The sequence below is a fragment of the Niastella yeongjuensis genome (genome assembly GCF_900110245.1).
GTDB classification, from domain to species: Bacteria; Bacteroidota; Bacteroidia; order Chitinophagales; family Chitinophagaceae; genus Niastella; species Niastella yeongjuensis.
Window position 1 is genome coordinate 515,257 of record NZ_FOCZ01000007.1, and the last position, 25,804, is coordinate 541,060.

A 25,804-nucleotide genomic window follows, 5' to 3' on the forward strand; every position below is an offset into this window, starting at 1 on the left:
CCAGATATTACCGTTTTAAACCCAATCCGAATTGCGATACTATGAAAACTTCCCCTTTCCTGGTCAACCTGATTATTTATGGGCCATATATTTTATTGCTCATTCTTTTTCTCATCTTTTTTTACCGGGCTATCCGGTTCCATGGCATTACAAAACTTAAGAAATTTACGGTGGGTATGCTGGGCGTTTTTGTCATAGCATTCGCCTTGCGTTATTTCAAATTAAACTTCTTTGACTGGGTACCCATCCAGTTTTTAAAAGTAGCCGGCACTGGCAATACCACCATTCTGCTGATCCTGCTGATGATGATCTTTTTCGCGATGTCCATTGCCAAAATACGCACAGAGAAAAAAGCCCGGTTCCTTAGCCTGAACTGGCTGCTCATTTGCCTGTTCAGCGTCGCATATATTTTCTGGCTCGTTTATCTTTATATGCTTTGGAAAGAACCTACGGGGCGGGCAGCCTATATGAAACAGATGATCTATCCTCTTTTGTGGGTATTGGTATCCGGTATCAGCCTTTGGAAGATCAAAAAAGAGAAACGCCGGTTGATCTATGCTTGATCGAACAGATTGAGGGTAAAATAGAGGGCCAGGTAATTGTGATCCTGACCAAATATGTAAGAAAGCAAGCCTAATGAATTGTAAATAGTGAATGGTGAGTAAGCTCGCGACCCTACTCACCCCTCACTACTCACTACTCACTGCTCACTACTCACTGCCCTAATCCTTAGCAAACTTTACAATAAACTCCACTACCTGAAAACAACTGCGGGCGGGGCGGCCTTCACCGGGCACTACCAGTCGAAACGGGCCTTTGCCTTCGGGCAATGGTTTATCGTCGGCCCGGGTAGCCAGGATGATGGTCTTTTTAGAAAGCGCGGTATCCATTTCAGCCAGGGCAAATAATACCTGGTAACCATCGGCACATTTTACCAGCACATATTTGGTGAGGTTTTCTCCATGCAGTTGTTTGCCGGTTGTAACGCCTGCATTATTCAGGATATCCAGCACCGGTACACCGGTATAACTGTGGTCTTTGCCATCTTTGTCGGTAAGGGAAACCGATACCTTATTCATCTTTGCAATATCGGCCTCATATAATTTCAGGGTCTTGCTCACTTCGCCCGTTACCTGTACATATGCCTGCGCAGAAGCAACATAACCTATACACACCAATAAAGCCGATGCAATCAAATTCTTTATCATACTTATTTGTTTTTAAATGGGTCTGAAAAGCGTTTGTCGGTAATAAAAGAAGAATCCGTAAGCATATGCAAAAAAGCGATCAGGTCTTTTTTCTCCTGTGCCGTCAATTGCAGCTGCTTACCATGAGTGGTATTCGAATTATCTTGCAGAAATATACTCAACGTACGGCTGGATTGTACATGATCGCTGTAGTGATCTACCACTTCTTCCAGCGTATTAAACCGGCCATCGTGCATATAAGGGGCCGTTAAGGCAATATTCCGTAAGGTAACTACCCTGAACCTGCCCTTGTCTGTCGGTTGTTTGGTGATACCTTCCCGGCCTGCATCGCCGGGCATACTATCAAGGCCGTTGTTATGAAACAACTCATTGAATGTTTTAGGACCACCATGACAGTGCCCGCAGGCAGCACCCCGAACCTGTTTCTCGGGATTGGGATTGGCAAAGAAAAGCGTCATGCCATTCAACTCCGAAGGGGTCGGTTGGTATTTTTCCTGCAAGTACTGGTCGTACCGGGAGTTACAGGAGATCAGCGTTCTTTCAAACTGCGTAATGGCGTTTATAATGCCTTCGGCAGTTATATGGCTGGAACCGAATGCACTTTTGAATAATGCCGGATATGGTTTTGCTGCCTGTAATTTTTCAGCCGACTTGCACAGGGCCTGTCCCATTTCATGTTCATCGGTCAATGGGGTGGCAGCCTGTTCTTCCAGTCCATCTGCACGCCCATCCCAAAAGAAATTACGCACCCAAACCAGGTTGGCCAGTGTCATGGAATTGCGTTTGGTAAGGGTGCCGTCAACACCGGTACTAAAAGGTTTACCATCTGTAAAAGCATATTCCTGCCGGTGACAGGTAGCACAGGAAATGCGGTTATTGGCAGAAAGCTTTGTTTCATAAAACAGGCGTCTGCCCAATGCCACTCCTTCCACGGTTACCGGATTATCGGCAGGAATATATATGCGGTTACCAAAATAGCTGGGATAGCTCAACGGCAGCGGCGTGGGCGTGTTTGTCGTTATCGCCAGTCCAATTATTATCAGCAGGGAGTTTCGCATATTACTTATAAACGGTACACTAAATTTACAAAATAGTTGCGCCCGGCCTCGGGGTATCCTTCCACCAGGGTATAGTTTCTATCGGTAATATTGTTAATGCCTGCTTCAACAGAAAAGTAACGCCATACATTCACGGTAGCGCTGGCATTCAACAACATAAAGGAACCGGATTTTACCCCATATGTAGTGCTGTATCTTTCAGAATTATATTCAGTATTTGCCTGTATGGTAAAGCGGTTGCGCAACTGGTATTGCAGAAAGCCAAATACTTTGTGTTCGGGCACATCAGTAAAATGCACCGCCGCATTGCTCAGGTTGTTCCGTTTAACATAGGTATAATTCAAACCTGCTTTCAGTGAGGTCAGGATCATGTATTCTGCACCGGCCTCTGCACCCAGGTATTCCGACTCCCCAACATTCTGCAACTGGCTTTGCCATACATTGCGCACGGGATCGAGGTACACATTGTTTACTGAAAGAATGGTGTTATTTATTTTGCTGTAGAATGCCGCAGCCTGTACCCGCAGGCGGTTGTTGAATGTGCCGGCATACCCCAGTTCATAGTTTACACTGTACTCTGCCTGCAGGTCGGGATTGGGAATGGCCGTACCAAGGCGGTAAGAATACCGGTCTTTGGTGGTGGCAAACCTGGTTTTACGGGCAACAGACAGGTTAAACGAGTTAATGGCATTTAATTTATATACCAACCCGCCCTGTACATTAATGGCGTTGTTGTCGTTTGCCGGGTAATCGGTAATTTCTTTGGTGGTGCTGTTATAATTCTGAGCTTTTATGCTGGCCCTGTTATTATAACTAAAGCCCGTTAATAAAGTAAGGGCTGGCATAAGGCGGTATTCATTTTCAAAACCCGCGGTAAACGTTTTGTCGCTCATGGTACGTTCCGGCTCGCCTTCATTGTGCTCGCGGTGTACGTCCTGTTTGTATTGTACCGTGGCCTTTACTACATCGCGGCCCCGGAACAGGCTGATGCCATACTCTCCTATTCCGCCAAAAGTATAATCGCGATAGATGCTCGTAAATGCATATGGTTTTGAAATGGTAGTATAGCTGCCATCGTCAAAAGATTTCAGGTCATTATTGAAAACATCGTAATACAATCGTGTCTTTACATACTGATTGCTGTCGATAGCGGTGTTGGAAATAAAATACAGGCTCTGTTTATCCCATTTGGGCCATTGCCAGTACCGGGGACTTTTATACAGGCTGTTGAGCGTATCATTGCCTGCATACACCGGTGATCCTTTTTTGCCATGCTGGTAAATATAACTCAGGGCGTATTCCGATCTGCTATTGGGCGTAAAACCAACCTTTATATTGTACTTTTCATCACTGCTGTAGGAATTGTTCCGACTTCCGCCTTCTTCTGTTTTTACTCCTGTAAAATTATTACTGAGCGGAAAGGAATCGCGGTTCATTTTAGAAGCACCGGCCTGGAGATAAAACTTGCCCAGGTTGCTGCCGACATTGATATTGGTACGATAGCCTCCCGATAGCCAGCCGCTGGCGCCATTCAATTCAAATTGTTTTACGGGCCGGCGACTGATCAAATTGATCGCACCACCCATGGCATTGGGGCCATACAACACAGAGGTGTAGCCTTTTGATACATTGATCTCTGCCAGGTCAAAGGTTGTAAAACGGCCAAGGTCAACATAACCATCGTAGGGCACATATACCGGAATCCCATCGATCAATAAGGGCACCTGTCTGAGGTCAAAGCCTCTTACAAAGACCATCGCCTCGTTGCGCGGGCCAACTGACGACAACGTAACACCCGGCAACAGGTTGAGGGCTTTTGATACATCGTTTTTGGCAAAGTCCTGTACCGTGCGGGCGCTCAGGGTGGAATTGATTGGTTTATTCCGTTCCCCGGTTACCACCACTTCACCCAGGGTAAATACGTGATTGGGGGTGGAATCATTGTTATTTGCAGGAGCTTGTTGTGCAGATACAACCTCACTGGAAAGAATTAATGCAACCATTAATCTTTTGTACATAAGCAGTTAGATTTTAAGCGTTATGTACGCAAAGATATAACGTGATGGTTGTATTATGACTGATTTTAATCAGGAAATATTGGGGAAGTAAGCCTGTTATACTTTTTAAAGTGGCGTTTCAGGTTTCAAGTTACAGGTTGCCGGTTATCGGATTCCGGTTACCCGGTTCGCGGCGGTCGGATTCTTAGATTGTGTAGTTGGTGTTAGTCGCTGTTGCGTTTCACTTCCCGACCATATTCTGGATGCCCGAATTTCAAGACCCGGTAACCGGTGACTGGTAACTGGTAGCCAACTTTAAACTGTCAACTTTAGACTTTCTTCCTCCATAAACTTCCTAAACCGCTCCCGTAACGACAGATACCATTCAATCAATTGTTTGGCATCATCGGAAATGGAAGAGCCGCCGCCTTTTTCACCACCGGTTGCCGTTACCACCAGGGGACTGCCAACGATCTCATTCAACCGGTTTACAATTTCCCAGGCTTTTTTATACGACATGCCCATTTTTTTGGCAGCCTGGTTTATGCTTCCTGTTTCTTCAATCCGTTGTAGTAACTCAACCGGGCCGGGACCAAAAAAGCGGGTCCCGTTTCCTTCCAGCCACAGACTTCCATTAACCCGGAATTGACCATTTGTCAATATGTCCCTCATTTGATTTTTCATGATGCAATAATAAATATTCTAATGTAAATCGCTTGTATATTAATAAAGCAATATATCAATGAAATAAACTACCCACACACCCCTAACCGTTATTAACAACAAAACATTTTGTTCTTTTTCTCTTGAACTATCATTTTATTCTTTCTATCTTTTGCGCACAATTTTTAATTCAATCCTTAATATGAAGCCCATTCGAGCGACCCTATGTTTATTGTTACTGTCTGCCCTATCCTATGCGCAGGTGCAGCCTGAATTTGAATTTCAGTTAGGCACCACTGTTACCAAGATCAAATGGATGCAGCAAACCAATACCGGCTCGCTGGTAGCCGCAACCGATTTAAGCCTGGCGGGCATTGATCCCAAAACAAAGCAAATTACCTGGGAAATTAAAGAACTTGGTAGTGCTTCTGAAGACAAATTCGAAAACATTATCGGTACCCCTTACTTCATGATCGAAACCGCCAAATCATTGGGTTTAGGCAAACCGCAAACCAGCATTATTGAAGCTGAGACCGGTAAGATCATTTTCAACAGCAATGACGCCGATATGAAGATCTCTGGTAAGAGACCTTTGTACCACCTGGGCGCACTGCTCATTGAAGGTACCCGTAACAAACGCAGCTTTATCGCCCTGCTCGATTTCAACACCGGTAAGGAAAGATGGTCGAAAGATGTTGGCGCCGCCAAAACCGGATTAAGTGCGCTGTTAAATACAAGAAGCATCTTTACCGTTCCGCCCATGGTCGATAAAAACAAAAACCTGGTGATCGTTGATAAAAACAATGTGATCTGCTTGAATGGTAACGATGGCAGTGATGTTTGGAGAAAAGAATTCAAAGAGAAAGTGGAAGACGCCATGCTCACTTACGACAGATCAAAACTGTTTGTAACCTACGAAAACCGCGTTGACCTGCTGGGTACTGACAATGGTACCAGCGCTTATGGCGAAAAACTGTTAAAGCTGAATGGTAAGTGTAATGGCCTGGCCCCTTACGACAAAAAAAGCTATATCATAAAACATTCAGAAGGTGTAAACATCATCGATGCTGAAACCGGCGAGCTGCGCTGGAAAAAAGAAAGCTCACTGGATAACATCAACGATATCCGCCTTACAGGATATGGTATTCTGGCTATTAACAATGAAGAAAAAGCCACCAAATTTTACCTGATCAACAATGAAGGTAAAAAAGTATGGAAGTTTGAATTAAGCAGCCCAGCTGTGATCATTGAGCCTACAGAAAAAGGTATTTTGTATTTTACTGAATCAAGAGCCAACCTGGTGGAATATGAAAAAGGAAAAGAGTTGTGGAAGAGAGATATCAAGATCCGCAAACGCCCTGCGTTTGGTTTTGATGATGAAAGAAACCGCCTGCTGGTTTATTCAGACGACAAACTGAATGCATTCAGCCTGGCCGATGGTAATATGACCGTTTTAACAGAAGCCCTGCCTTTAAAGGATTATGATGAGGACAAGGAACTGGCCACTATTGAAGTAAGAAAAAGCGGCTATTTCATCAACTCATTACAAAATACCTCACTGGTTGACTTCGATGGAAAAGTGATCTTCAATCACAACTATAAAGAAGCCGGTTTAAGCAAAGGCGTACGTGCCCTGATGAAAGGCGCTGCCGTTGCTGCCACCATCTATTCGGGAGCGAAAACGCTGCAATCTGTACGTATGCGCCCTGCAACCGATAAAGATGGCAATCTGGTTAACGAAATATATGTGGATGAGAACACTTCTACTTACAGATCGGCTCAGGTTGGCGGTGATGTTGCAAACGGTTTGTTTGCCATGGCCAACAAACGCTGGACCGCAACCAAAGCAACCAAAGACGCCTTATTCATTTTAACCAAATTTGAAAGCGGCGTGAATGGATTGGTAAAAATTGATAAAGATTCAGGAAAAGACCTGGTAAATATCCCATTTGGCGATAAAGACCCTGCATACATTGTGGACGAAGCAGAAAACAAACTGTATGTAGTTATCAAAGACAAATTCATTCAGGGCTATGATCTGAATGCAAACAAATAATAAGTTTGGGTGAATTTTTTGAAAGCTGTTCCGCCAAAGGCGGGCAGCTTTTTTTTTAACCTGCCTGTCTAGCCAGTAAAGTACTCCCGGTAAACAGGTATTCATTAAAAAATAACCGATTTACTTTATATTTAAATTAGAAAAGCATTAACTTATAAGCTTAACCCGTAATACATACTTAAATCAATTTCCGTTTGATGGATACAAGTATGCCAGTAGTAAACAACCGTTCCTTGGATGTCATTTTAGTAACGATTGAAAAAAAATCAGGTGTAATAAATGGCATTTGGCCAAAGGATGCCAGGCTGCATGGCGTGGCTGGCAAGCGGTGTATAGGTAAAAAGATCCAGTCTTTTCTGATGCCCGGCTCAAAGGCTGTCTTTAAAAACGCCATTTCAAAAAAGAATAAACAGCCGAACGACATCATTCAGCTTGAATTCAGCACAAAAAAATTACCCGAAGCTACCTACGACTGTTCCATTTGGCAGGCACGCAAACAACCGTTAGTTTTACTGGTGCATAAAAGCGTACAACACGCAGCGGTAAACGCATCGTCGCAGCATAGGGCCTCCCTGCCGCATATTCCCCAGCCAGACGATCTTATTGAATGGGAGAAAGCCGAAAAGCTGGTGAAAGCTGCCGAAAACAAGTTCAAACGCATTCTCGAAAAAATAACCATGCCCATTGCTGTTTATGAAGTACATGAACCCAAACGATTTGTGTTCATCAACTGTAAATTCACGGAATGGTTTGGTTATACGATTGAAGACATTCCCAATATTGAACGCTGGCGGGAACAGGCCTACCGCGATGAAGTTTATTTCAGACAAATACAAAAAGGCTGGCAGGCTGAGTTACAAAGGGTATATAATGGCGAAAAGCCGGAATCACGTCCATTTGAATCACCGGTCTTTTGCAAGGATGGCAGCGTAAAAGAACTGGAGTTTACATTCACTACCGACGAGAACCTGGTTTTTGTAACTTTTAATGATATTACCGAAAAGAATTGTTTTTTAAGGGCTTTGCATGAAAATGAAAAGAAATTCAGGAACATTTCCGAACAATTGCCAATACCCATATGTGTATTCAGTGAAAAAGGCGAAACCCGCTTCCTGAATAATGCCTTTACAGAAACATTCGGTTATACCAGGGACGATATTCCTACCCGGAAAGACTGGCTCAGCAAGGCCTATCCCGATGAAAATTATCGCAATATGGTACTTGCTGCCCGCGAACTGCTTGCGCAACGCCCCGAACTGAAAGCAAGGACCACTTTGATCTGCCAGTTTGAGGTAACCTGCAAGGATGGCTCAAAAAAGCATATAGAATTCTCCGCTTCCTCGGGCGAAAAGAACCTTTATGTGGTAGCCAATGATATTACCGGTAAGGTTAAAGCCGAGCAGGAATTGAAAGAATCGCACCGGCAATTACGTGAGCTCTCCTCCTACCTCGAAAACATCCGGGAAGAAGAGCGGAAACATATTTCCCGCGAAATACATGATGAGTTGGGCCAGCAGCTGACCCTGTTAAAGATCGATCTGATGCAAATGAGCAAAAAGCTGAAACCCGAAGAACAGGAGATGATAGAAAAAATGAAACAGGCCGATCAGCTGCTTGCAGAAACGATGCGGTCGGTACGGAAAATAGCCACCCAGCTTAGGCCCAGCATACTCGATAACCTGGGACTGGTTAGCGCGCTGGAATGGCAAAGCCGTGAGTTTGAAAAGAACTTTGGTATCCGCTGCGTTTTTGAAAGCCTGTTGTTCGAACCGCAGTTCAGTACCAAGCAATCCAATGCTTTGTTCCGCATATACCAGGAAGCGCTCACCAATATTGCGCGACACGCCTGCGCCACCCGGGTAGACGCCGTGCTTTCACAGGAAGCGAACAGGATTGTGCTGGAAATTCGCGACAATGGAAGAGGGTTTAACAACGATATGACCAGTAAAAAAACACTGGGTCTGAAGGGCATGGAGGAAAGGGCACTGATGATAGATGGTGACTTTCGCATCGAAAGCAAACCCGGAGAAGGGACCTATATTCAAATATCCATCCCGATACTAATCACAAACCAGGAAATCAGTCAACAGTGACAAAATTTTTAATAGCCGATGACCATAGCCTTATCCGCAAAGGCCTGAACACCTTATTACGGGAAGAATATCCCGGCGCCGAAGTGCGGGAAGTAACCGATTCGTCTGCCCTGCTACAGGAGGCGGTTGTGGGAAAATGGGACCTGATCATTTCAGATATTTCCATGCCCGGCCGCAACATCCTGGAAACCCTGAAGCAGTTGAAAAAAGTGTTGCCTCATACGCCGGTATTGATCCTGAGCGTGCATCCCGAAGACCAGTATGTGGTTCGGGCCCTGAAGGCCGGTGCTTCCGGTTATCTGAATAAAGAAAGCGCCCCCGAAGAACTGCTGAAAGCCGTGCGGCAATTGCTGCAGGGTAAAAAATATGTAAGTGCCGAAGGGGCCGAAAAGCTGGCAGCCTCCTTTGGCGACGACCCCAACCAGTTGCCGCATGAAAAATTATCGGAACGCGAATTCGATGTGCTGAAACGGCTGGCCTCAGGCAAAACAGTTTCCGAAATTGCCACCACCCTTTCTTTAAGCGTCAACACGATCAGCACCTACCGGTCTCGCATACTTGATAAAATGAACATGGCCAACAATGCAGAATTAACTTTATACGCGGTAGAAAATAAGTTAATATAGTTTAAAGTTCAAAGTTTAAAGTTCTTAGTTCTGGGTTCTTAGGTTCATGAGTTATTAGTTTACAGCCAGTTCGCGAGCAACTAATATTAAAGAACCCAAGAACTCAAGAACCCAAGAACTCAAGAACCCAAGAACTCAAGAACCCAAGAACTTAATAACCCATAAACTTCCCTCCTTGTAGTACAAACCACTACAAATAGTAATTGTCATCCTTACACAAAAACAACAATTGACCCTATTTACTGGGAACCTGTTTCGTTGTAGCTTTGCAATCCAAACAAACAAACAGGCAATGAATGAGCAATTCTCTCTGTATCCTCTTAATTGACGATTCGGCCTTATTCATTCATCGTATCAAACAACTGCTTTTAGAACGCTACCATGAGGTCTCCATAGCGGTAGCCGGCTGCTATGAAGATGGCATAACGATGTTCGCCCGAAAAACACCACACGTTGTTTTCCTTGATATTAACCTGCCAGACAGGAATGGGATCGATTTGCTGATCAAGATCAGGGGACTCAACAAGCAGGTAAAGATTGCCATGCTTACCAATAACGACCCTGGGGAATATTTCGAAACATGCATGCGCCTTGGAGCTGATTATTATGTAGAGAAGTCTATGGGGTACGACTCCATTACAGGCATAACTGATGAGGCCCTGGAAAGCCTTGTAAAACAAAAGTAAAACTAGCTATGAACCTGAGTGACGGATCGTCACCGAACACTCCGCCTGCAGGCGGAACGGAATCGGTGTATTATGCAATCATTGAACAAAATGGCCGGATCCTTTCTATGAATGCGGCCATGAACACTGAGTTTGGACCCGGAACCCCGAAGCAACTGGATCAATTTCAATCCCTGCTTTCAGAAACCGACCGGGAAATATTCGATACCCTGCTGGCAAACTATGACGCTTCTTTACACACCCTACCCATTAATCTGTATACCTATGCCGGCCCTAACCGTACACAGACTTTTAAATGGTCATTTTTCCATCTGGTTTCCGGGAAAGATGCGAATGGCTATATACTTTGCGCGGGTCACATGAGCGAAAAGGCGTTGCAGGCTGAGAGCGTGATGCCCATACAACAAAACGCAACCACGCCAATACATCAACAAAACGCCGTCTCCGGTATGTTGTTTAAGATGCTGGAGCATGAGCGGTTGGTTATAGGACAAGAGCTACATGATAATGTGAACCAACTGCTATGTTCTGCCAAATTACACCTGGACCTTGTTCAGGTGTATAAGGCAGACAATCAAAAAGCAAAGGATGTAACGATTCAATTATTGAAAGAAGCAATAGAAGAGATCAGGAAACTATCGCGTGGAATGGTATTGCAAAAACTACAAAAAGATACCCTGCTCGAAAGTGTAAAAGCTTTCATTGAAGACATCAAAACAATCCACAAAATCAATATCCTATTTGGGATCCATCACTTTAATGAAGACATGATCTCCGATTACAAGAAGATCAATATCTATCGTATCCTACAGGAGCAATTCAGAAACATAATAGAGCACAGCAGAGCTAAGACGGTGGTTATGACACTCGAAACCGATGACCGGCATGTAGAGTTGATCATTGACGATGATGGCATTGGTTTCGAACCTGACCACCAGGTAGATGGAATTGGATTAATTAACATCAGAGAGCGCGCCCGCACCCTGCACGGACAATGCGAGATCATTACCTCGCCGGGAAAGGGTTGCCGGTTACACATTAGCATTCCTATATGAAAACCAATACATGTACATGCTGCTCAAAATAACTCAGTATTGTACCTTTTCAAAAGCTTCTGATTCCTGTTCAGAAGCTTTTGTTTTTTAACAGCGTTGCAAGGTTGACCATCGACCGCTCATAACTTCCTTTCAATTTATTCCTGCCAGCCAGCACAGACAGGAGCTGTGTAATAAAATTCCTTTTCCGGTATAGGTCCAGCGTAAGCCGGCTGGTGGTATCGTTGATCTTCTCCAGCGTAAAATAAGTGGTGTCACCATTCTTTTCATCCGTTTCACTGAAGCGGATCTTGTCGGGCTGATAATAATAACTACTGCTGTAAACATACCTATCCCCTTTTTCTGTATATACCCGGCAACGCATGCCAATGCGGGGCAGGTGGTGATCGATGTCTTCTACCTTAACTATCCCCTCCTGCCAGCTGCTGCGAAATGAAAAGTCACCGGTAGCATGAAACAGGGTAATGATGTCTGTGTTATATTCTTTCGACAGGGACAGTATTTTAACTTTATCAGTGAATACCACCGGTTCAAGTGGTTCTGCCGGTAGCCGCTCCTTCAATTCACTTAACAAAGTATAATGATAGGGAATAACTCCGGTTTCGGTTTCCTTATTACTGATCTCCCAGTGCATCCATTGGGTAATGTCTTCCGGTTCTTTACCGGCAACCAGGTTATTGGTCACCAGCCAGTATTCATGTTGGCTAATGTCGTTCTTCAACAACTGATGTGCAACGATCACATCTTTCCCGATCAGCTTATTGAACTGTTGTACCTGATAACCGGTAAATTCACCATAATGCGTGATCACTTTTAAGGTGAGTTCAACAGCTGCAGTACAGGCTGCACACTGGCAATACTTTCTGCGATCATACGCAATTAAACAGCGGTGGAATGCGCAAAACATGTCTTCCACCTGTTTGTATAATTCAGGCAAAGCAGGTGCTTCACCAAATTTGTAAAATAAAATAGCATCGCCTTCAATTTCGGAGATCTGTAAACCAAGCCGGTTAGATTTGATCAACACCTCCAGCAATTCCTGGATGATGTAACGGCTATGTTCAATTTCCGTTTCGGAAACAAAACGGGTAAAACCACTGATATCAGGTATAAAAAGAAGCCCCCTGTTATCCATTTTTTATTTAAAGTTAACTAATTAGGGGCAGATTGAGCTACTTGTGGTATTGGGGATGTAAGAGGTAAGAAGTATGAGGTATGAAATTTCCGGTTCTTCCTACCTCCCACTTCCTACTTCTGCATTTTATAAAGCCGAATAAGCTATTTAGTACTAACTTTCTTTGGGCTCCTTTTTTTCAACTGCTTTCCCATCGCGTGTATTCTTCTGCACGGCAATAGCGCCAAACAAAGCCAGTAAAAAGGAAAAACCATAATACCCTTTTTCACTGGGCAGAATAGTGGCATTCCATAATCCTACTGTTAATAACACAATAGCCAGAATGGTACAGAACCAGCTTAAGCCATAATAGATGTCTGTAACGGGAATTCCTTCCAGTCTGTCGCGAACGCTTTTTTGAACAGAAACAACTGCAAAAAGACCGAACATTAAAACCGTAAAATAATATCCCTTTTCATTCAGTTGCATTTCAGCGCGCCACAAGCCTATTAAAAATCCAAGCATACCGGCGCCAAGGGCAATCCACGACGCCGCAATAAAGGCGTTTGAGGGTTTTTGGTTCATGGGTTGTTTTTTAAGGTTAATTCAAAAACCGGAAAAAGTAAAAATAACAAAATAAAATTAGGATCAAAACCTATAAAATATTCATAAAAAGCGGGATCCGGGTTAAAATACCAACATACATGAATGCATAAATGGTTATACCACATAATATTTCTATCTTTAGTTAACAACGCCTGTTCGGTTTTCTCCCTTTGATACACGCCATCCGTACACTGCACACGGAATCAGCATTTAAAAAGCCATTCAAACCGGTACTAACATGAATATCTTCAAATTGATTATAACGGTTGGGCTCATAGCCTCCACATCGCTTACTGCCTGCAGAGGAAAAAAACAACCCGCACTTGCTAAGGAGATCAGTGCCATTAACCTGAAAACAGGTAATGTAGTATTATGCGGGCCAGATGACAAAAGCGTAGGCAAAGTGTCGTTTATTATTTCCGGTGATGACAGCATCATCAATCAGTTCAACTTTGGCGTAGCGCTGTTGCATTCCTTTGAGTACGATGAAGCGGAAAAGGTATTTGCACAGATCATCCACCGCGATCCCCGCTGTGCTATGGCTTACTGGGGCGTGGCTATGGCCAATTATCATCCGTTATGGACACCACCCGAAATACCAGAGCTTACAAAAGGTGCTAAAGCGCTGGAAATAGGCCGCTCTATCGAACCTAAAACACCCAGAGAAACCGATTATATCAACGCCCTGACCGATTATTACAGCAACTGGGAAAAGCTCGATCACCGCACCCGTTGCAACCAGTATGAAGCAGCTATGCAAAAACTGCAGCAGAAATATCCCAACGATAAAGAGACCGCCATCTTTTATGCACTGGCACTCGATGCAGCTGCAGACCCCGCTGATAAAACCTATGCCAATCAAAAGAAAGCCGGTCAAATACTCAATGGCCTCTATGCCGGCATGCCCTATCACCCGGGCATCATTCATTATCTGATACATACGTACGATGTTCCGGAATTGGCGCAATTGGCGTTACCGGCTGCTCAGAAATATGCATCCATAGCGCCTGCATCGGCCCATGCGCAGCATATGCCTTCGCATATCTTTACCCGGTTAGGCATGTGGGATGATTGTATTCAGTCGAACCTGGCCTCTATAGCCGCCGCCAGGTGTTATGCAGAAAACGCAGGTATAAAAGGGCACTGGGATGAAGAGCTGCATGGCATGGATTACCTGGTGTATGCGTATTTACAAAAGAAAGACCTGAAGAAAGCCAAAGAACAATGGGATTACCTGAATACGTTTAAAGCGGTATCGCCCCCCAATTTAAAAGGGGCTTATACTTTTGCCGCTATTCCTGTCCGCTATGTGCTGGAAAACAGGTTGTGGAAGGAAGCTACTCAGTTAACTACAACGCCCGCCGGTTTTCCCATGCAACAATTTCCCTGGCAATTAAGCATTATTCATTTTGCCAGGTTGCTGGGGTTTGTGCATCTTAATCAGCTGGACAGCGCCAGGAATGAACTGGCCACCATGAATCAATTGCACAACGATCTGGTAGCTAAAAAAGAATCTTATAAAGCCAATCAGGTAGATATTCAGCTCAAAGCATCGGAAGGCTGGATAGCCTGGAAAGCAGGCAACCCTGCCCTGGCACTGGAAAGAATGGGCCTGGCGGCAGAAATGGAAGACAAAACCGAAAAACATCCCGTAACGCCCGGTGAAGTACTGCCCGCCCGTGAACTGCTGGGCGACCTGTTCCTTGAAATAAAACAGCCTGAAAAGGCATTAGCGGCCTATCAGGCAGACCTGGAGAAACATCCAAACCGGTACAATGGGTTGAACAGTGCAGCCCTGGCAGCCGCACAATGCGGTAAACAGGACCTGGCCGATTATTACGCCAAACAATTAAAGGTTATAACAGCGCCTAAAACTGCGATTGCAAAAACAGAGTAATTAATTTAAGGCGATTATTTCCTGTTTCAGAGAATCAAAATCTACATCTTCTATTACCTTGCTTAAGCTGTCAATTATATATAAGCGTCAGCTGATTCGAACTCCGGTAGTTTAATAAGGCATGTTCAAAGTAGGGAAGCGCTGCAGCAAAGTCTTCATCTTTGTATTGGTTACGGAACTTTATTTTATTCAGTAAGAACCCAACCAGTTGGTTGTACAGCGAACTGGAATCCGGTTGCGTTTTTAATGCTTCCTGTATTTCCTGGATGGCCTTGTCTATATAACCCAACTGTTCTTCCTGGTTGTTTTTCAGTTCAGCCAGGGTTTGGTAACAATAAGCCCTTTGTTCATAATTAATACGGGTTGGATCTGATTTATCAGCTTCTGCCAACAGTTCCAGCAGATAGTAAATAAAAGAATCCGGTCCTTCGGAGGTTTCCACTTTATCGCACATATAGTCGTAGTGCCACACTGCATAAATATCCAGGAAGGCATCAGCCAGTTCTCTTTTGTATTGTTGCCTGCTGGATTTTGGTTTACTCCCCACTAAATTGTAACTATGTACATACATAATGATGTACGATGAATTGCAGAACGACTGCCCTCTCCTGTTGCCTGCTTTTAGGCGGTGCTGCTTATAGTCAGCAGACAAACTTTCTTTCCACGGCCGATTCGGTAAAAACCATGGCCGAACAACTGATCAAAAAGGGGTTCAATGCTGGCGATGGCTATGGCGAGGTATGGATCAGGGACTTCAACACTTTTATGGATGTTGCCTGTAAAGTGAACGATAAAGCCAGGATCAGAAAAAGTCTCATCACCTTTATTCAATTTCAGCAGCCCGACGGCGCTGTCCTCGATGGTTATATTCCAAAACCTAAAAGCACCAATGTTCCTTACAATTATTATTACACCCCACTGGCGCCGGAATATGCCGGTCATAAGAATACCGTAGAAACCGACCAGGAAACCTCCCTGGTTTGGCGGCAGAATGGTAATGCAATTGGTCCGGTATAATTTGCTGAACGAGGCGCAGGAGGCCATTACGCCCATGCTACAGCGTGTATTGACAAATAAAGGATTTTTCGAATGGTATACACCTGCCAATGAACCCAAAGGCTCGTCGGGATTTAAAGGCGAAGCCGGTGTTTTATGGACTGCCATTGTACAATTAACAGAAAAATTGAAACAGGAAAATAAAACGCAGGTCAATCCGTTATAAGCCCCCAAATTTGCCCCTAAAGACGATGAAAAAACAATCGGAGCTCAAAAATGAGACGGTCGGCACTTATGCATTTTTAGAACATATGTACGACGATGATTATTTTCCCAACCACCTCGTTGATCAGTGCAAGGATATTTTGGTTGAACTGTGTTTTGAAATAGAACGCACCCACCCGAAAGACCTGGATGCGCTTTATGTGTTGACGCACGCGGCTACCGATAAATTCAATGAATTGCAGGATGTTTTTTATGAGAACGACAGCGAAATTGAAACCGTTGCCCGGGAATGTATAGGGGAAAATTTCGCATTTATTGCCGCCTCCTATGGGTTTGAAGATGCTGATGCGGAGGAATTGATAGGAACAAGGGATTGGTAAAAAAAGGGTCCTACCAGATAGTAAGACCCCTGTCTCTCAATGTAAACGCGCCTATAATCGGTCGTGATACCCGTTGTTGTCTGGCTTGCCATCGTGCGGAGCCTGGAAAAGGAACTGCTTTTCAGTTAGCGCTGTTGTAGGCATTTATGCAGACACTAACTGACAAAGGGGACCAACAATCCTGTTGTTAATTTATATTAAATCCTGGCTTTATATGTGAAGCCGGGATTTTTATTTACTACTTGTGTCTTAATTCCTTGTTAACAGGTGAATTCCTACCTTCAGCCCCATTTTTGACATACGATATGCCGCCACCCGATCTGCAACAAATACCCGATAGCGAACTTTGGTCAATGATCATGGACGGTAATGTACCAGCCTATGCCGAACTGTATGAACGATACTGGGAAACGCTTTTTGAAACCGCTTACTGGCATTTGCTCGATAAAGCTGCTGCCAAGGACATCGTACAGGAAGTGTTCGTGTATTGCTGGCAGAAAAGGGAGCAGATACAGATCAACGAATCAATGGCCGCAGTCCGCGATTTCTTTTCAGGGCCAATACAGATGGCAAATTCAAAAAGATGATAGTAGAAATAACCTCGTTAACGCCCAATAGCTATAATTACCTGAACAGCGCTTCCATGGCCGCGGAAAAGAACGAAGATGGCCTGTCGGAGAAAGTGATCGTGTTCAACAATATCGAAAATGGACTGGGGATCATTGGCGGCGTGGCGCAACGCGAGTATGAAATAGCCAGATAATATATCGTAATTTTAAAATATGGGTACTTACCCCCTAATCCGTAAAAAGCATACAACTATCCAGAATTCGTATTATTGGCCGGGTCGCTTTTAGTAAGACCTTTACATCATCAATTAAATCTTATTAAAATGAACAAGACAATCTTTATTACAGGCGCCAGCAGCGGCATAGGAAAAGAAACCGCTAAACTGTTTCAATCAAAAGGATGGAATGTGGTTGCCACTATGCGGAAACCCGAAAATGAAAAGGAACTGACAACTTTACCCAATGTGCTGGTAACAGCACTCGATGTGTTGAGCACAGACTCCATCAACAAGGCGGTGAAGGAAGGTATTGGCAAATTCGGCAAAATTGATGTGTTATTGAACAATGCAGGATATGGCGCTTATGGACCCCTGGAAACGTTCACCAAGGAAAAGATCATTCGCCAGTTTAACACCAATGTGATCGGACTGCTCGATGTTACTAAGGCTCTCCTCCCCCATTTTCGTCAAAACAAAAGTGGTGTTATCATTAATATCTCCTCCATTGGCGGTAAAATAACCTTTCCGTTAGGCGCTTTATACCATGGCACCAAGTTCGCGGTGGAAGGCATTTCAGAATCTTTAAATTATGAGGTTGAACAATTTGGCGGACATGTAAAGATTGTTGAACCCGGCGCTATTGCCACTGATTTTGGCGGCCGCTCATTTGACTTTAGCAACGATGAATCCATCACCGAATATCAACCGTTGGTTGGAAAGATGTTATCGATGATCCCGGCCATGTACCAGAACGCTTCACCTGGCAGTGTGGTGGCCCAGGTGATCTATGAAGCCGCTACCGATGGCACCAGTCAACTGAGGTATACTGCAGGCGAAGATGCAAAAGCAATTATTGCGAACCGCCAGCAATTGGACGACGCCACTTTTATTGGCGGTATAAAGAACCAGTTCGGACTTTAGGTTAAAAAAGTTACTTTTATTATCATGAGTGCATTTGTTCACCTCCAAACAATCGCTGACCTGTTTAAATTTTTTAATTTGACTAAGATCCATCACCCCCTGGTGGCAGTGGTGGATTTTAGCCAGGTAAGCGAGCACATCATCGAGGAGACAACCGTGACAGCGGATTTTTACACGGTGATGTTTAAAACCTGTCAAAGCAATTCGGTAAAGTACGGCCGAAAGATTGTTGACTTTCAGGATGGCAGCCTCATTTGCCTGGCACCCAACCAGGCCATTGAAATGGACACTGATTCAGAAGCACTAGAGAACATGCAGGGCTGGGGTTTGTTTTTTCATCCCGATCTGATCAGGGCTACTTCCCTGAATGATAAAATGAATGACTATAGTTTTTTCTCTTACGAAATATCCGAGGCGCTTCATTTGTCGGACAAAGAAAAACAGATCTTATACGAATGCGTATTAAAAATTCAGGCAGAACTACAGGAAAACATAGATGTACATAGTCAAACGATCATTGTTTCTACTATTGAACTATTACTGAATTACTGCACCCGGTTTTATGGACGACAATTCATTACCAGGAAGAGTTCTAACAACACGGTGGTGGTTCAAATAGAAAAATTGCTGAAGGAGTATTTCAAAAAAAGCGACATCTCCGATTCGGGCCTGCCCACTGTAAAATACCTGGCCGAACAGGTCCATTTATCACCCAGTTATTTGAGCGATCTGCTGAAAAAAGAAACCGGCAAAAACACCCAGGACCATATTCACTTTTATTTGATAGAAGCAGCCAAGAACATCCTGTTAAGCACCAGGAAATCAGTAGGAGAAATTGCCTATTCCCTGGGATTCGAATACCCCCAATACTTTAATAAACTCTTCAAACAAAAGACAGGGAAAACGCCGGTGGAGTTCAGGAGTCTGAGTTAAGACCTGCCAGTTGCCCTGAATTATAAATTTAGGCAAGGTTAAGCGGCATAAGGGGTGCAACAAGGTATCGATATCCACCTGAAATCAGATAGCTTGCATTCATTAAATACTATGCCATGACCGCGTATGATCTCAAATGTGCCTTGAAGCACAAATTAAAAACCTATGACCGGAATGGTGTCTCGGAAATCTGTGAACAGCTTATTTCCAATCTTTATGAACCAGCTACCCCATTCGATGTGAAGACCGGTAAGGAGATCATGAGGGACCTTCGTAATAATTTACAATTTGATTTGGTGCAACAGGTTGGCGAAGCCCTGATACTTACAAACAGAAGCAATTTTACTATCAGAAAATTATATGCCCAGTCACTAATAGATCAGAATTTTCTGGCCGCAGCCATTTCAGTACTCAATCAGCTCATTTCAGATGCACAGCACGAACCGGACACGAATATGGAAGCAAAGGCAGAAGAAATGGAGGCCCGTGGTTTACTCGGCAGAAGTTTTAAACAGATCTATATTAACAAATATGGTGCTGCCAATCCTAATCTGCATGCCTTTCTTCAACTGGCTATCAAAACATATTATGAGGTGTATGACACCAACAGAACAGTGTTTACATGGCATGGAATTAATGTAGTGGCGTTATTGATCAGGGCAAAAAAAGATAAAATAACGATCGATACCAAGTTTGATCCGCTGGAGCTGGCGACCGCTATACTACAGGTAATTGAAGCTAAATACGACAGGCAGGAAGCTGATGCCTGGGATTTTGCTACGGCAGCGGAAGCCTGTATTGCCTTACAGGACGCAAAGAATGCACTGGAATGGATAAGCGGGTACGCACGGATGCCATATATAGATGCATTCCAGTTAAGGAGCACGTTGCGGCAGTTGGAAGAAGTGTGGCAATTGGACGTAAATTCAGAAATGGGAAGTTTGCTGTTGCCTATTATCCGTGCTGAATTGCTGAAGAGTCAGGGGGGAACGGTTGTCATCGATGCCAATGATGTGCAATATCAGAAGACCATTACCAAAACGTATCAACAATTGATAAACGCAGTGGAGGTTACGGACAATTCAACGGCCAGATTGGAAAAGGTATTCAGTTATGATTCCTTTAGTTCATATGATTGGTATAAAACCGGGATAGACCGTTGTTTGGCGGTAGCCCGTATTGGCAGAGAAACTAATAAAGGGATGGGCACCGGATTTCTTTTGCAGGGGAAAGCGCTTCACGAAAAGCTGGGCACTGAATTGGTATTAATTACCAATGCGCATGTCGTTAGCAACGACCCGGCAGAAAATAAAAAAGGGGCCTTACATTCAGATGAGGCTGTTGTTATTTTTGAGATCTTAAATTACCAGGAAAAATTCACTATAAAAGAGATCATTTGGTCATCACCCAGTACAGAGTTGGACGTAACTATACTTCGCTTTGACGAGGAAGGATTGGTTCGGTTACAGAAACTGACAGAAAACATAGCTATTTATCCCGTCTCGCTTTACCAGCCAATGGTAAGCAATGAAAAAGCAAACAACCGGATCTATATTATTGGCCATCCTGCAGGCGGCACCCTGCAACTGTCGTTATACGATAACGTTTTGTTAGACAGCGAAGATCCCCGCATTCATTATCGTACGCCAACTATTGGCGGCAGTTCAGGCAGCCCTGTGTTTAATCAAAACTGGCAATTGATCGGATTGCACCACGCCGGTTCAAAAGATATGCCTATGCTTAATGGCAAACCGGGAAGGTATGAAGCCAATGAAGGGATCTGGATCCAGGCTATTAAAAGAGGCTTGTCTGATTTTTTTGAGCATTGAGGTTAAAGCTTTCACTCCTTTGTATTTCTGATTGCCTGAATAATTTTCGGGAGGTTGGCTTCCAGAACCGACTCATGTACATCGATACACAGGTTTTCCCGTAAACGTCTTATTATTTCGTCAATATTTTGTTTAAGTTCGCTCCATCGGATAAATTCATTATCAAGGTCGCGGGTGCTCAACCCCTCGCCTATTCTTTTTCTTTTATATTCGCTTAGTTGACTCAATTCTTCGTTTATCGTTGTTATGGCATCATCGGTGAAGCTGTGGTTAAAAAAGTCTTTCTCTACGTAACAACCGATAAATCTGTGGGAATTCGTGATCTTTTCCTGCTGAAAGGTGGTGAGCGTTTCCATGGCCCCCCATGGTGACAACAGGCTTTTCTTTGAAATGACAGACAGGGTAACACCTGTTTTACGGATGCTTTCCCGGATAAAAGCAGCAATGTCCCTTCCCCCAATCAGATTGTCTTCGTCAATTACAACGTCGATATTATTAGCTGTCAGGTGTTTTTTGATCAGGTTGGCTGTGGCTGCATCCGCGCGGCTGTAAGAGATAAATACCCCGCCAGTTTCCTGATTGGGGTATTGTTCTTCTATCAGACTGATCAGCGTTAATACAGACATGTTCAGGTTAGCCCGGTGCATAAAACTATCTCCTGAACTGATTGCGCCAATAAGCTCCAGTTTCTTTATTTCTTTGTAACGTGCCATCAATACCAATAACTGGTTTTGCAGTTCAGTATCATGCCTGGTGATCTCCAGTAAGGTGGAAAATACTTTGTCATGTTTATTACCTGCAAGGTCATTTCGAACAGATGATAGCCTGGTGCCCATAACTATCGGAATTAATTGAATGAAAACCCATTCCCCTGTAGTGTTCTGAGTGCGATGAGTATTTCCGCTTTTGTAAAGTAGGGATAATCGGCGATGGTTTCTTTGTTAAGTCTTTCCAGTATTTTGTTGAGGTGCATATTAGCAGCTACCTGCTGTTCAAAATTTCCATCTTTGTAGGCATCGACAGTTGCAATGATGATCCATGGAATTAACAGGTGTCTGGTAAAATCTCCATAGTAGACCCTGGAGGCACTGGTCTGGTATAACATGCCGCTGCGTTCACGATAGCCGATATCGGTAGTGTCTTCTGATTTTTTTAAATTACTGAGCCAGTTCCGGTTGAGTTCAGGGGTTGCATACCTGATTATATTCAGCGTGTGAATGGCCAGGCCTGAAAGGCTTTTACACAACAGGCTTTCATAGTTTTTAACTTTGGGATAATCATTCCACAATGCGGGTGTAGTGCCAAACCTGTTTTTAAGTAGCCATTCAGCGCCGGCATTTATAGATTGCTCCACTTTTCTCCGGTATGTTACGTCGGAAATGTTGGGCAGGTTGTTGTGCAAGGCCCTAAGAACATGACAGGTGGCATAAGTGGAGCCATATTTAGTCAGGTTTTTTTCAATCGGTACCATGCTCCAGGAACCATCTTCCAGTTGATACGACATCAATGAGTCGATGCTGTTACATGGATAATCTTTAAGTAACCCTAATATGCCTATGGATGAGGTGACCCAGCCGGTTACCCCCAGGTCTTTTTCATTTTTCCTTTCATTCCAGCAACAACACTGGTTGGCATCTATTTTACCGGAGGTCAGTTGGTAGAAATCCTCTTTTGCTGAATCGGACACCTCTTTATTCAAAGCCGCAATGATCTGTGAAGATTCCCATGGCAGGATGGACGTATCATGATTGATCTGTTTTGCGGCATTTTTTAAATCATCTGTCAGGTAGCTGACGACTGCGTTTAGCTTATCATTATGCTTAATTACAGGTTTTGTTCTTTTCTCTCCGGAATTCATGTAAGTAATGTAATTGAAGTACAAAGGATCCCATTTCCAGGCCAGGAACCAGGAGACTAGAAGAATGAGCATTCCACCGGCAATCAGTTTCTGGGTTGTTTTTCTTCTTACTTTCTTCAGCAGTACCTTGTAATATTTGTCCATAAAAGCGTGTAGTACTCTTTTATCACGCTCTTTGAGAATAGGTTCCAGGATGGTATCGTGGGATATTTCGTAATTAAATCCACCTACGGAATTCGCTTCCCGTCGAATCAGGAATGAGTTTTCCAGTATGGCCAGCAAGTCTTCTTTAACGCCGGTCTCCGCAATTTTTCTACGAAGAATGTTGCCATCGACACTCAGTCTTCTTTTTTCGCCGGTGCGCTCGTCTTCAAAAATAAATTCATGTTCCAGGAATTCCTGAGCCTGGCCTTTCAAGTTGCCGGGCAGCCGTTCAATCTGCCTGGTATAATACTGTTCATAGAGATTTTTAAATTCCGGTAGGTCTTCCACATTGATTACAGCATCTATCTCCCCTTTTTTTAGTTTGTCTTCTATCTTAATTTCGCAACCCTGGCAAATGATCTGCAGGTGAAATGCTTCAATGGTTTCTTTACCATCTTCCTGTATACCGGTTAATTCGCTTAAAATTATATTCAGAGAAGCGGGATCGTATTCAAATGTGTGGATGGTAAATTTTTCATCGTTTATTCTGGCGGGTTCTATAATTGCTTCTTTTGCCTGTTCATGTCGCAGGCCTTTGATCTCATACTGGCCATTAAAAATACATGGAATGGCATCCTTTATTGAATGAAATAGGCTCAAACGATCGGACCGGATAGCAAAGACGATCTTTACGTCGAAGTGTTTTGAAAGAAATAACTGATTCGCTTCGCTCATTTTATCCATGTTCTCATGAAGATGCTGAGGTATTTCGGTGGTGAGAATTTCAGCCAGTTCCCACCTGAAAGTAAACTGGTCTTTTTCTTTATAAGCGAAGAACTCCTCAAATTGATCGAAGATCAGAATAAACCGATGGTGTTCTATGGACTGTTTTCTTTTGATATGTAGCCATAGGGAATCGGGTTGACAATAATCTTCCAGAAAAGCAGATTCTTCTGTGTCAGGCAATAATTCATTTAACTTTAAGATCAATTTTTTTAAGGGGGATTCCTCTTTGCCTTCTACTTTGCCAACCCGGATATCAATTGGGAAATATTGAAATCGTTGCGATGCTTTTTTATCTTTCAGCATGGGGAGAATTCCTGCGTTCAGGATGGAGCTTTTCCCTTGTCCAGATTTGCCAAAAAGTATAACTGTTTTTTCGAGCATGATCAGTTTATACAATTTGCTGACGTCTTCTTTGCGGCCAAAGAACACATCGCTGTCTGTTTCTGCGAATGGACGTACGCCGGGATAGCGGTATGTAACGGTATTTTCCATTAGTCAGGCAGGTTATTTAATAATTCAAGAATGCGGGCTTTTATTTTGGTCCTTTCAATTTCCAGTACGTCGAATCTCTCCAGTCTTTTGTTGCTTAGATAGTTGTATCTGGAATAATTTGATTTGATCAATATCAGCTGATCGTTGATCTCTGTTTCGTTTTTGATTGTATACAACGTCAGGATGTCGAGGGGCCTGTCGATATTGTCTTCCTCTATATAGTGATAGATCAATTTCTTTATGGACGTTTGTCTGATCATATAGTTATCTTCCTTGGCTATGCTTTCAAAATAACTTTTGTGCATTTCCCGGATGAACTCAACCGGGGCCCCATAATATTTTATATTGAATTGTTTACAGAAGAAGGATTCGGAACTATCGTCGATGAACGATCTGGTAGTGTAATTTTTTTTCCTGTCATCAAAACAATGCTCTTTCATGTTCAGGTACCGGAACAAAAGCTGGGTGTCCATTTTCTGAAGGTGGAAGCCAATAAAAATAAAAGTGTCTGTTTCGTTTAGAACAGACCGGATTGTATCAGGCACATTCACATTGTTCAATAATGATTTCAGGTGATCGAAAATGTCTTCAAAATCGAGCACCAGGGATTCAAAATGTTCTGTAGATCCAAATAGGTTATAAATTAACGGAGTGTTTCTATCCGGATCGGATATTTCCTGGTACTTTTTATGAGGGTTCCATGAAAAATAGTCGAACTGGCAGGTGCCTATGCGTTCTTTATATTTCTTAAAAAGTTTTTGGGATGGGCTGGTATTGATGATCATTCTAAATGGCAGATCCATAATATGCGGAAGTTCTTCCGGTTCGGGTTCTATTGTTTTGTAATACTCCGAAGCATCCCGCTGGGCGTAACTCTTATATTTTGGACTTTGGAACAGGAAAATGCCGTTGTTTGGGTAGAAGTGAAGGATCCCGTGATCTGGCTTTTTGATTAGATGTTGGTACAACTTTTCCTTTGGCGAAAGCCCGTCGCTGGAATAGAATTCAGGGCCTAATGCCAGGATGGCGCGGTGGTCTTTCAGGTCGCGATAGAGATCTTCCCAATCTATGCGTATGCCAGTTAAGTTGTCTACAGTAGTCTCAGTCATGATGATAGATTTAATGGTTATTCTTATGAGCTGTTTTCTATGTAGTGTATGGCAGATGAGTGTCAGGGACAAGAAGAGCTGTCAGTATGAGGTAGCTATGGTTGATACGAATTCAAAAGAGGAGTAGTATTGTAGGTTAAGTTAAGTTTTATTCATTGAATAAAAAACCGTTAAAACACCCAAAATTCAAAGAAGCGGAGTGAAGCCTGCCTGAGCAGGACGGCTTTCCTGTTCGCTGCTTAACCCATAACGAATGATTTTTGAGAGTTGACTTACCGTTCGCAG

General features: G+C 43.5%; 25 protein-coding genes. 15 read left to right on the forward strand and 10 right to left on the reverse strand.

Annotated features, from left to right (window positions below; translation table 11 throughout):
• Positions 1-41 precede the first annotated feature (41 nt).
• Complete coding sequence (locus tag BMX95_RS21145) at positions 42-563, forward strand: hypothetical protein (protein ID WP_081203679.1); 522 nt, start codon at positions 42-44, stop codon at positions 561-563.
• Positions 564-722: 159 nt separating this feature from the next.
• On the opposite strand, the gene BMX95_RS21150 is transcribed toward BMX95_RS21145, so the two are convergent.
• From BMX95_RS21150 to BMX95_RS21165, 4 genes are all read right to left on the reverse strand, one after another.
• Complete coding sequence (locus BMX95_RS21150) at positions 723-1,208, reverse strand: molybdopterin-dependent oxidoreductase (protein WP_081203678.1); 486 nt, start codon at positions 1,206-1,208, stop codon at positions 723-725.
• Positions 1,209-1,210: 2 nt separating this feature from the next.
• Positions 1,211-2,266, reverse strand: coding sequence for a cytochrome-c peroxidase (locus tag BMX95_RS21155; RefSeq protein ID WP_081203677.1), 1,056 nt, complete (start codon positions 2,264-2,266; stop codon positions 1,211-1,213).
• 5 nt (positions 2,267-2,271) lie between these two features.
• Positions 2,272-4,284, reverse strand: a complete 2,013-nt coding sequence (locus BMX95_RS21160; RefSeq protein WP_081203676.1) for a TonB-dependent receptor plug domain-containing protein — start codon at positions 4,282-4,284, stop codon at positions 2,272-2,274.
• A 294-nt stretch (positions 4,285-4,578) separates the two neighbouring features.
• The gene (locus BMX95_RS21165; protein ID WP_242673232.1) at positions 4,579-4,947 is read right to left on the reverse strand and encodes a winged helix-turn-helix domain-containing protein; all 369 of its coding nucleotides are present in this window, start codon (positions 4,945-4,947) and stop codon (positions 4,579-4,581) included.
• A 181-nt stretch (positions 4,948-5,128) separates the two neighbouring features.
• Between BMX95_RS21165 and BMX95_RS21170 the strand changes: the two genes are divergently transcribed.
• The 5 genes from BMX95_RS21170 to BMX95_RS21190 all read left to right on the forward strand — a co-directional run bounded on the left by BMX95_RS21170 (position 5,129) and on the right by BMX95_RS21190 (position 11,442).
• Positions 5,129-6,982, forward strand: coding sequence for an outer membrane protein assembly factor BamB family protein (locus tag BMX95_RS21170; RefSeq protein ID WP_081203675.1), 1,854 nt, complete (start codon positions 5,129-5,131; stop codon positions 6,980-6,982).
• Positions 6,983-7,215: 233 nt separating this feature from the next.
• Positions 7,216-9,075, forward strand: a complete 1,860-nt coding sequence (locus tag BMX95_RS21175; protein ID WP_165759082.1) for a PAS domain-containing sensor histidine kinase — start codon at positions 7,216-7,218, stop codon at positions 9,073-9,075.
• Positions 9,072-9,701: a response regulator gene (locus BMX95_RS21180; protein WP_081203673.1), complete on the forward strand. Its 630-nt coding sequence runs from the start codon at positions 9,072-9,074 to the stop codon at positions 9,699-9,701. Before BMX95_RS21175 ends, BMX95_RS21180 begins: the two co-directional genes overlap by 4 nt.
• A 296-nt stretch (positions 9,702-9,997) precedes the next feature.
• The gene (locus tag BMX95_RS21185; RefSeq protein ID WP_081203672.1) at positions 9,998-10,387 is read left to right on the forward strand and encodes a response regulator; all 390 of its coding nucleotides are present in this window, start codon (positions 9,998-10,000) and stop codon (positions 10,385-10,387) included.
• Between the two features lie 8 nt (positions 10,388-10,395).
• Positions 10,396-11,442 (forward strand): sensor histidine kinase, encoded by a 1,047-nt coding sequence (locus tag BMX95_RS21190; RefSeq protein WP_081203671.1) that lies wholly within the window; start codon positions 10,396-10,398, stop codon positions 11,440-11,442.
• Between the two features lie 70 nt (positions 11,443-11,512).
• Here the strand turns inward: BMX95_RS21190 and BMX95_RS21195 are convergent, their stop codons facing one another.
• On the reverse strand, positions 11,513-12,577 hold the full coding sequence (locus BMX95_RS21195; RefSeq protein ID WP_081203670.1) for a DUF2652 domain-containing protein: 1,065 nt from the start codon (positions 12,575-12,577) through the stop codon (positions 11,513-11,515).
• Positions 12,578-12,730: 153 nt separating this feature from the next.
• A complete protein-coding gene (gene yiaA, locus BMX95_RS21200; protein ID WP_081203669.1) occupies positions 12,731-13,141 on the reverse strand; it encodes an inner membrane protein YiaA in 411 nt (136 codons plus the stop codon).
• Between the two features lie 259 nt (positions 13,142-13,400).
• On the opposite strand from yiaA, the gene BMX95_RS21210 reads away from it, so the two are divergent.
• Positions 13,401-15,059 carry a tetratricopeptide repeat protein gene (locus BMX95_RS21210; RefSeq protein ID WP_081203666.1) on the forward strand — a complete coding sequence of 553 codons (1,659 nt, stop codon included), beginning with the start codon at positions 13,401-13,403 and terminating at the stop codon, positions 15,057-15,059.
• Between the two features lie 70 nt (positions 15,060-15,129).
• On the opposite strand, the gene BMX95_RS21215 is transcribed toward BMX95_RS21210, so the two are convergent.
• Positions 15,130-15,630, reverse strand: coding sequence for a hypothetical protein (locus BMX95_RS21215; RefSeq protein ID WP_081203665.1), 501 nt, complete (start codon positions 15,628-15,630; stop codon positions 15,130-15,132).
• Between the two features lie 11 nt (positions 15,631-15,641).
• Here BMX95_RS21215 and BMX95_RS21220 point away from each other — a divergent pair, with 11 nt between their 5' ends.
• The 8 genes from BMX95_RS21220 to BMX95_RS21250 all read left to right on the forward strand — a co-directional run bounded on the left by BMX95_RS21220 (position 15,642) and on the right by BMX95_RS21250 (position 21,130).
• The gene (locus tag BMX95_RS21220; RefSeq protein WP_207631713.1) at positions 15,642-16,076 is read left to right on the forward strand and encodes a hypothetical protein; all 435 of its coding nucleotides are present in this window, start codon (positions 15,642-15,644) and stop codon (positions 16,074-16,076) included.
• Positions 16,057-16,281 carry a hypothetical protein gene (locus tag BMX95_RS35330; RefSeq protein ID WP_207631712.1) on the forward strand — a complete coding sequence of 75 codons (225 nt, stop codon included), beginning with the start codon at positions 16,057-16,059 and terminating at the stop codon, positions 16,279-16,281. Before BMX95_RS21220 ends, BMX95_RS35330 begins: the two co-directional genes overlap by 20 nt.
• Before the next feature lie 25 nt (positions 16,282-16,306).
• Positions 16,307-16,660, forward strand: a complete 354-nt coding sequence (locus BMX95_RS21225; protein WP_081203664.1) for a DUF5713 family protein — start codon at positions 16,307-16,309, stop codon at positions 16,658-16,660.
• Between the two features lie 293 nt (positions 16,661-16,953).
• On the forward strand, positions 16,954-17,247 hold the full coding sequence (locus BMX95_RS21230) for an RNA polymerase sigma factor (protein WP_242673252.1): 294 nt from the start codon (positions 16,954-16,956) through the stop codon (positions 17,245-17,247).
• Complete coding sequence (locus BMX95_RS21235; RefSeq protein WP_483310418.1) at positions 17,244-17,423, forward strand: DUF4249 domain-containing protein; 180 nt, start codon at positions 17,244-17,246, stop codon at positions 17,421-17,423. Before BMX95_RS21230 ends, BMX95_RS21235 begins: the two co-directional genes overlap by 4 nt.
• A gap of 129 nt (positions 17,424-17,552) precedes the next feature.
• The gene (locus BMX95_RS21240; protein WP_081203663.1) at positions 17,553-18,368 is read left to right on the forward strand and encodes an SDR family oxidoreductase; all 816 of its coding nucleotides are present in this window, start codon (positions 17,553-17,555) and stop codon (positions 18,366-18,368) included.
• 78 nt (positions 18,369-18,446) lie between these two features.
• On the forward strand, positions 18,447-19,301 hold the full coding sequence (locus BMX95_RS21245; RefSeq protein WP_242673230.1) for a helix-turn-helix domain-containing protein: 855 nt from the start codon (positions 18,447-18,449) through the stop codon (positions 19,299-19,301).
• Between the two features lie 116 nt (positions 19,302-19,417).
• Positions 19,418-21,130, forward strand: coding sequence for a serine protease (locus BMX95_RS21250; protein WP_081203661.1), 1,713 nt, complete (start codon positions 19,418-19,420; stop codon positions 21,128-21,130).
• A gap of 11 nt (positions 21,131-21,141) precedes the next feature.
• Here BMX95_RS21250 and BMX95_RS21255 read toward each other — a convergent pair whose 3' ends face one another.
• The 3 genes from BMX95_RS21255 to BMX95_RS21265 are packed head-to-tail and all read right to left on the reverse strand — an operon-like array spanning position 21,142 to position 25,519.
• Positions 21,142-21,966 (reverse strand): TIR domain-containing protein, encoded by an 825-nt coding sequence (locus BMX95_RS21255; RefSeq protein ID WP_081203660.1) that lies wholly within the window; start codon positions 21,964-21,966, stop codon positions 21,142-21,144.
• A gap of 11 nt (positions 21,967-21,977) precedes the next feature.
• Entirely contained in the window at positions 21,978-24,410 is a 2,433-nt protein-coding gene (locus BMX95_RS21260) for an nSTAND1 domain-containing NTPase (protein WP_081203659.1), read from the reverse strand.
• A complete protein-coding gene (locus BMX95_RS21265; protein ID WP_081203658.1) occupies positions 24,410-25,519 on the reverse strand; it encodes an SIR2 family protein in 1,110 nt (369 codons plus the stop codon). The genes BMX95_RS21260 and BMX95_RS21265 overlap by 1 nt, the downstream gene beginning before the upstream one ends.
• Between the last annotated feature and the right edge of the window lie 285 nt (positions 25,520-25,804).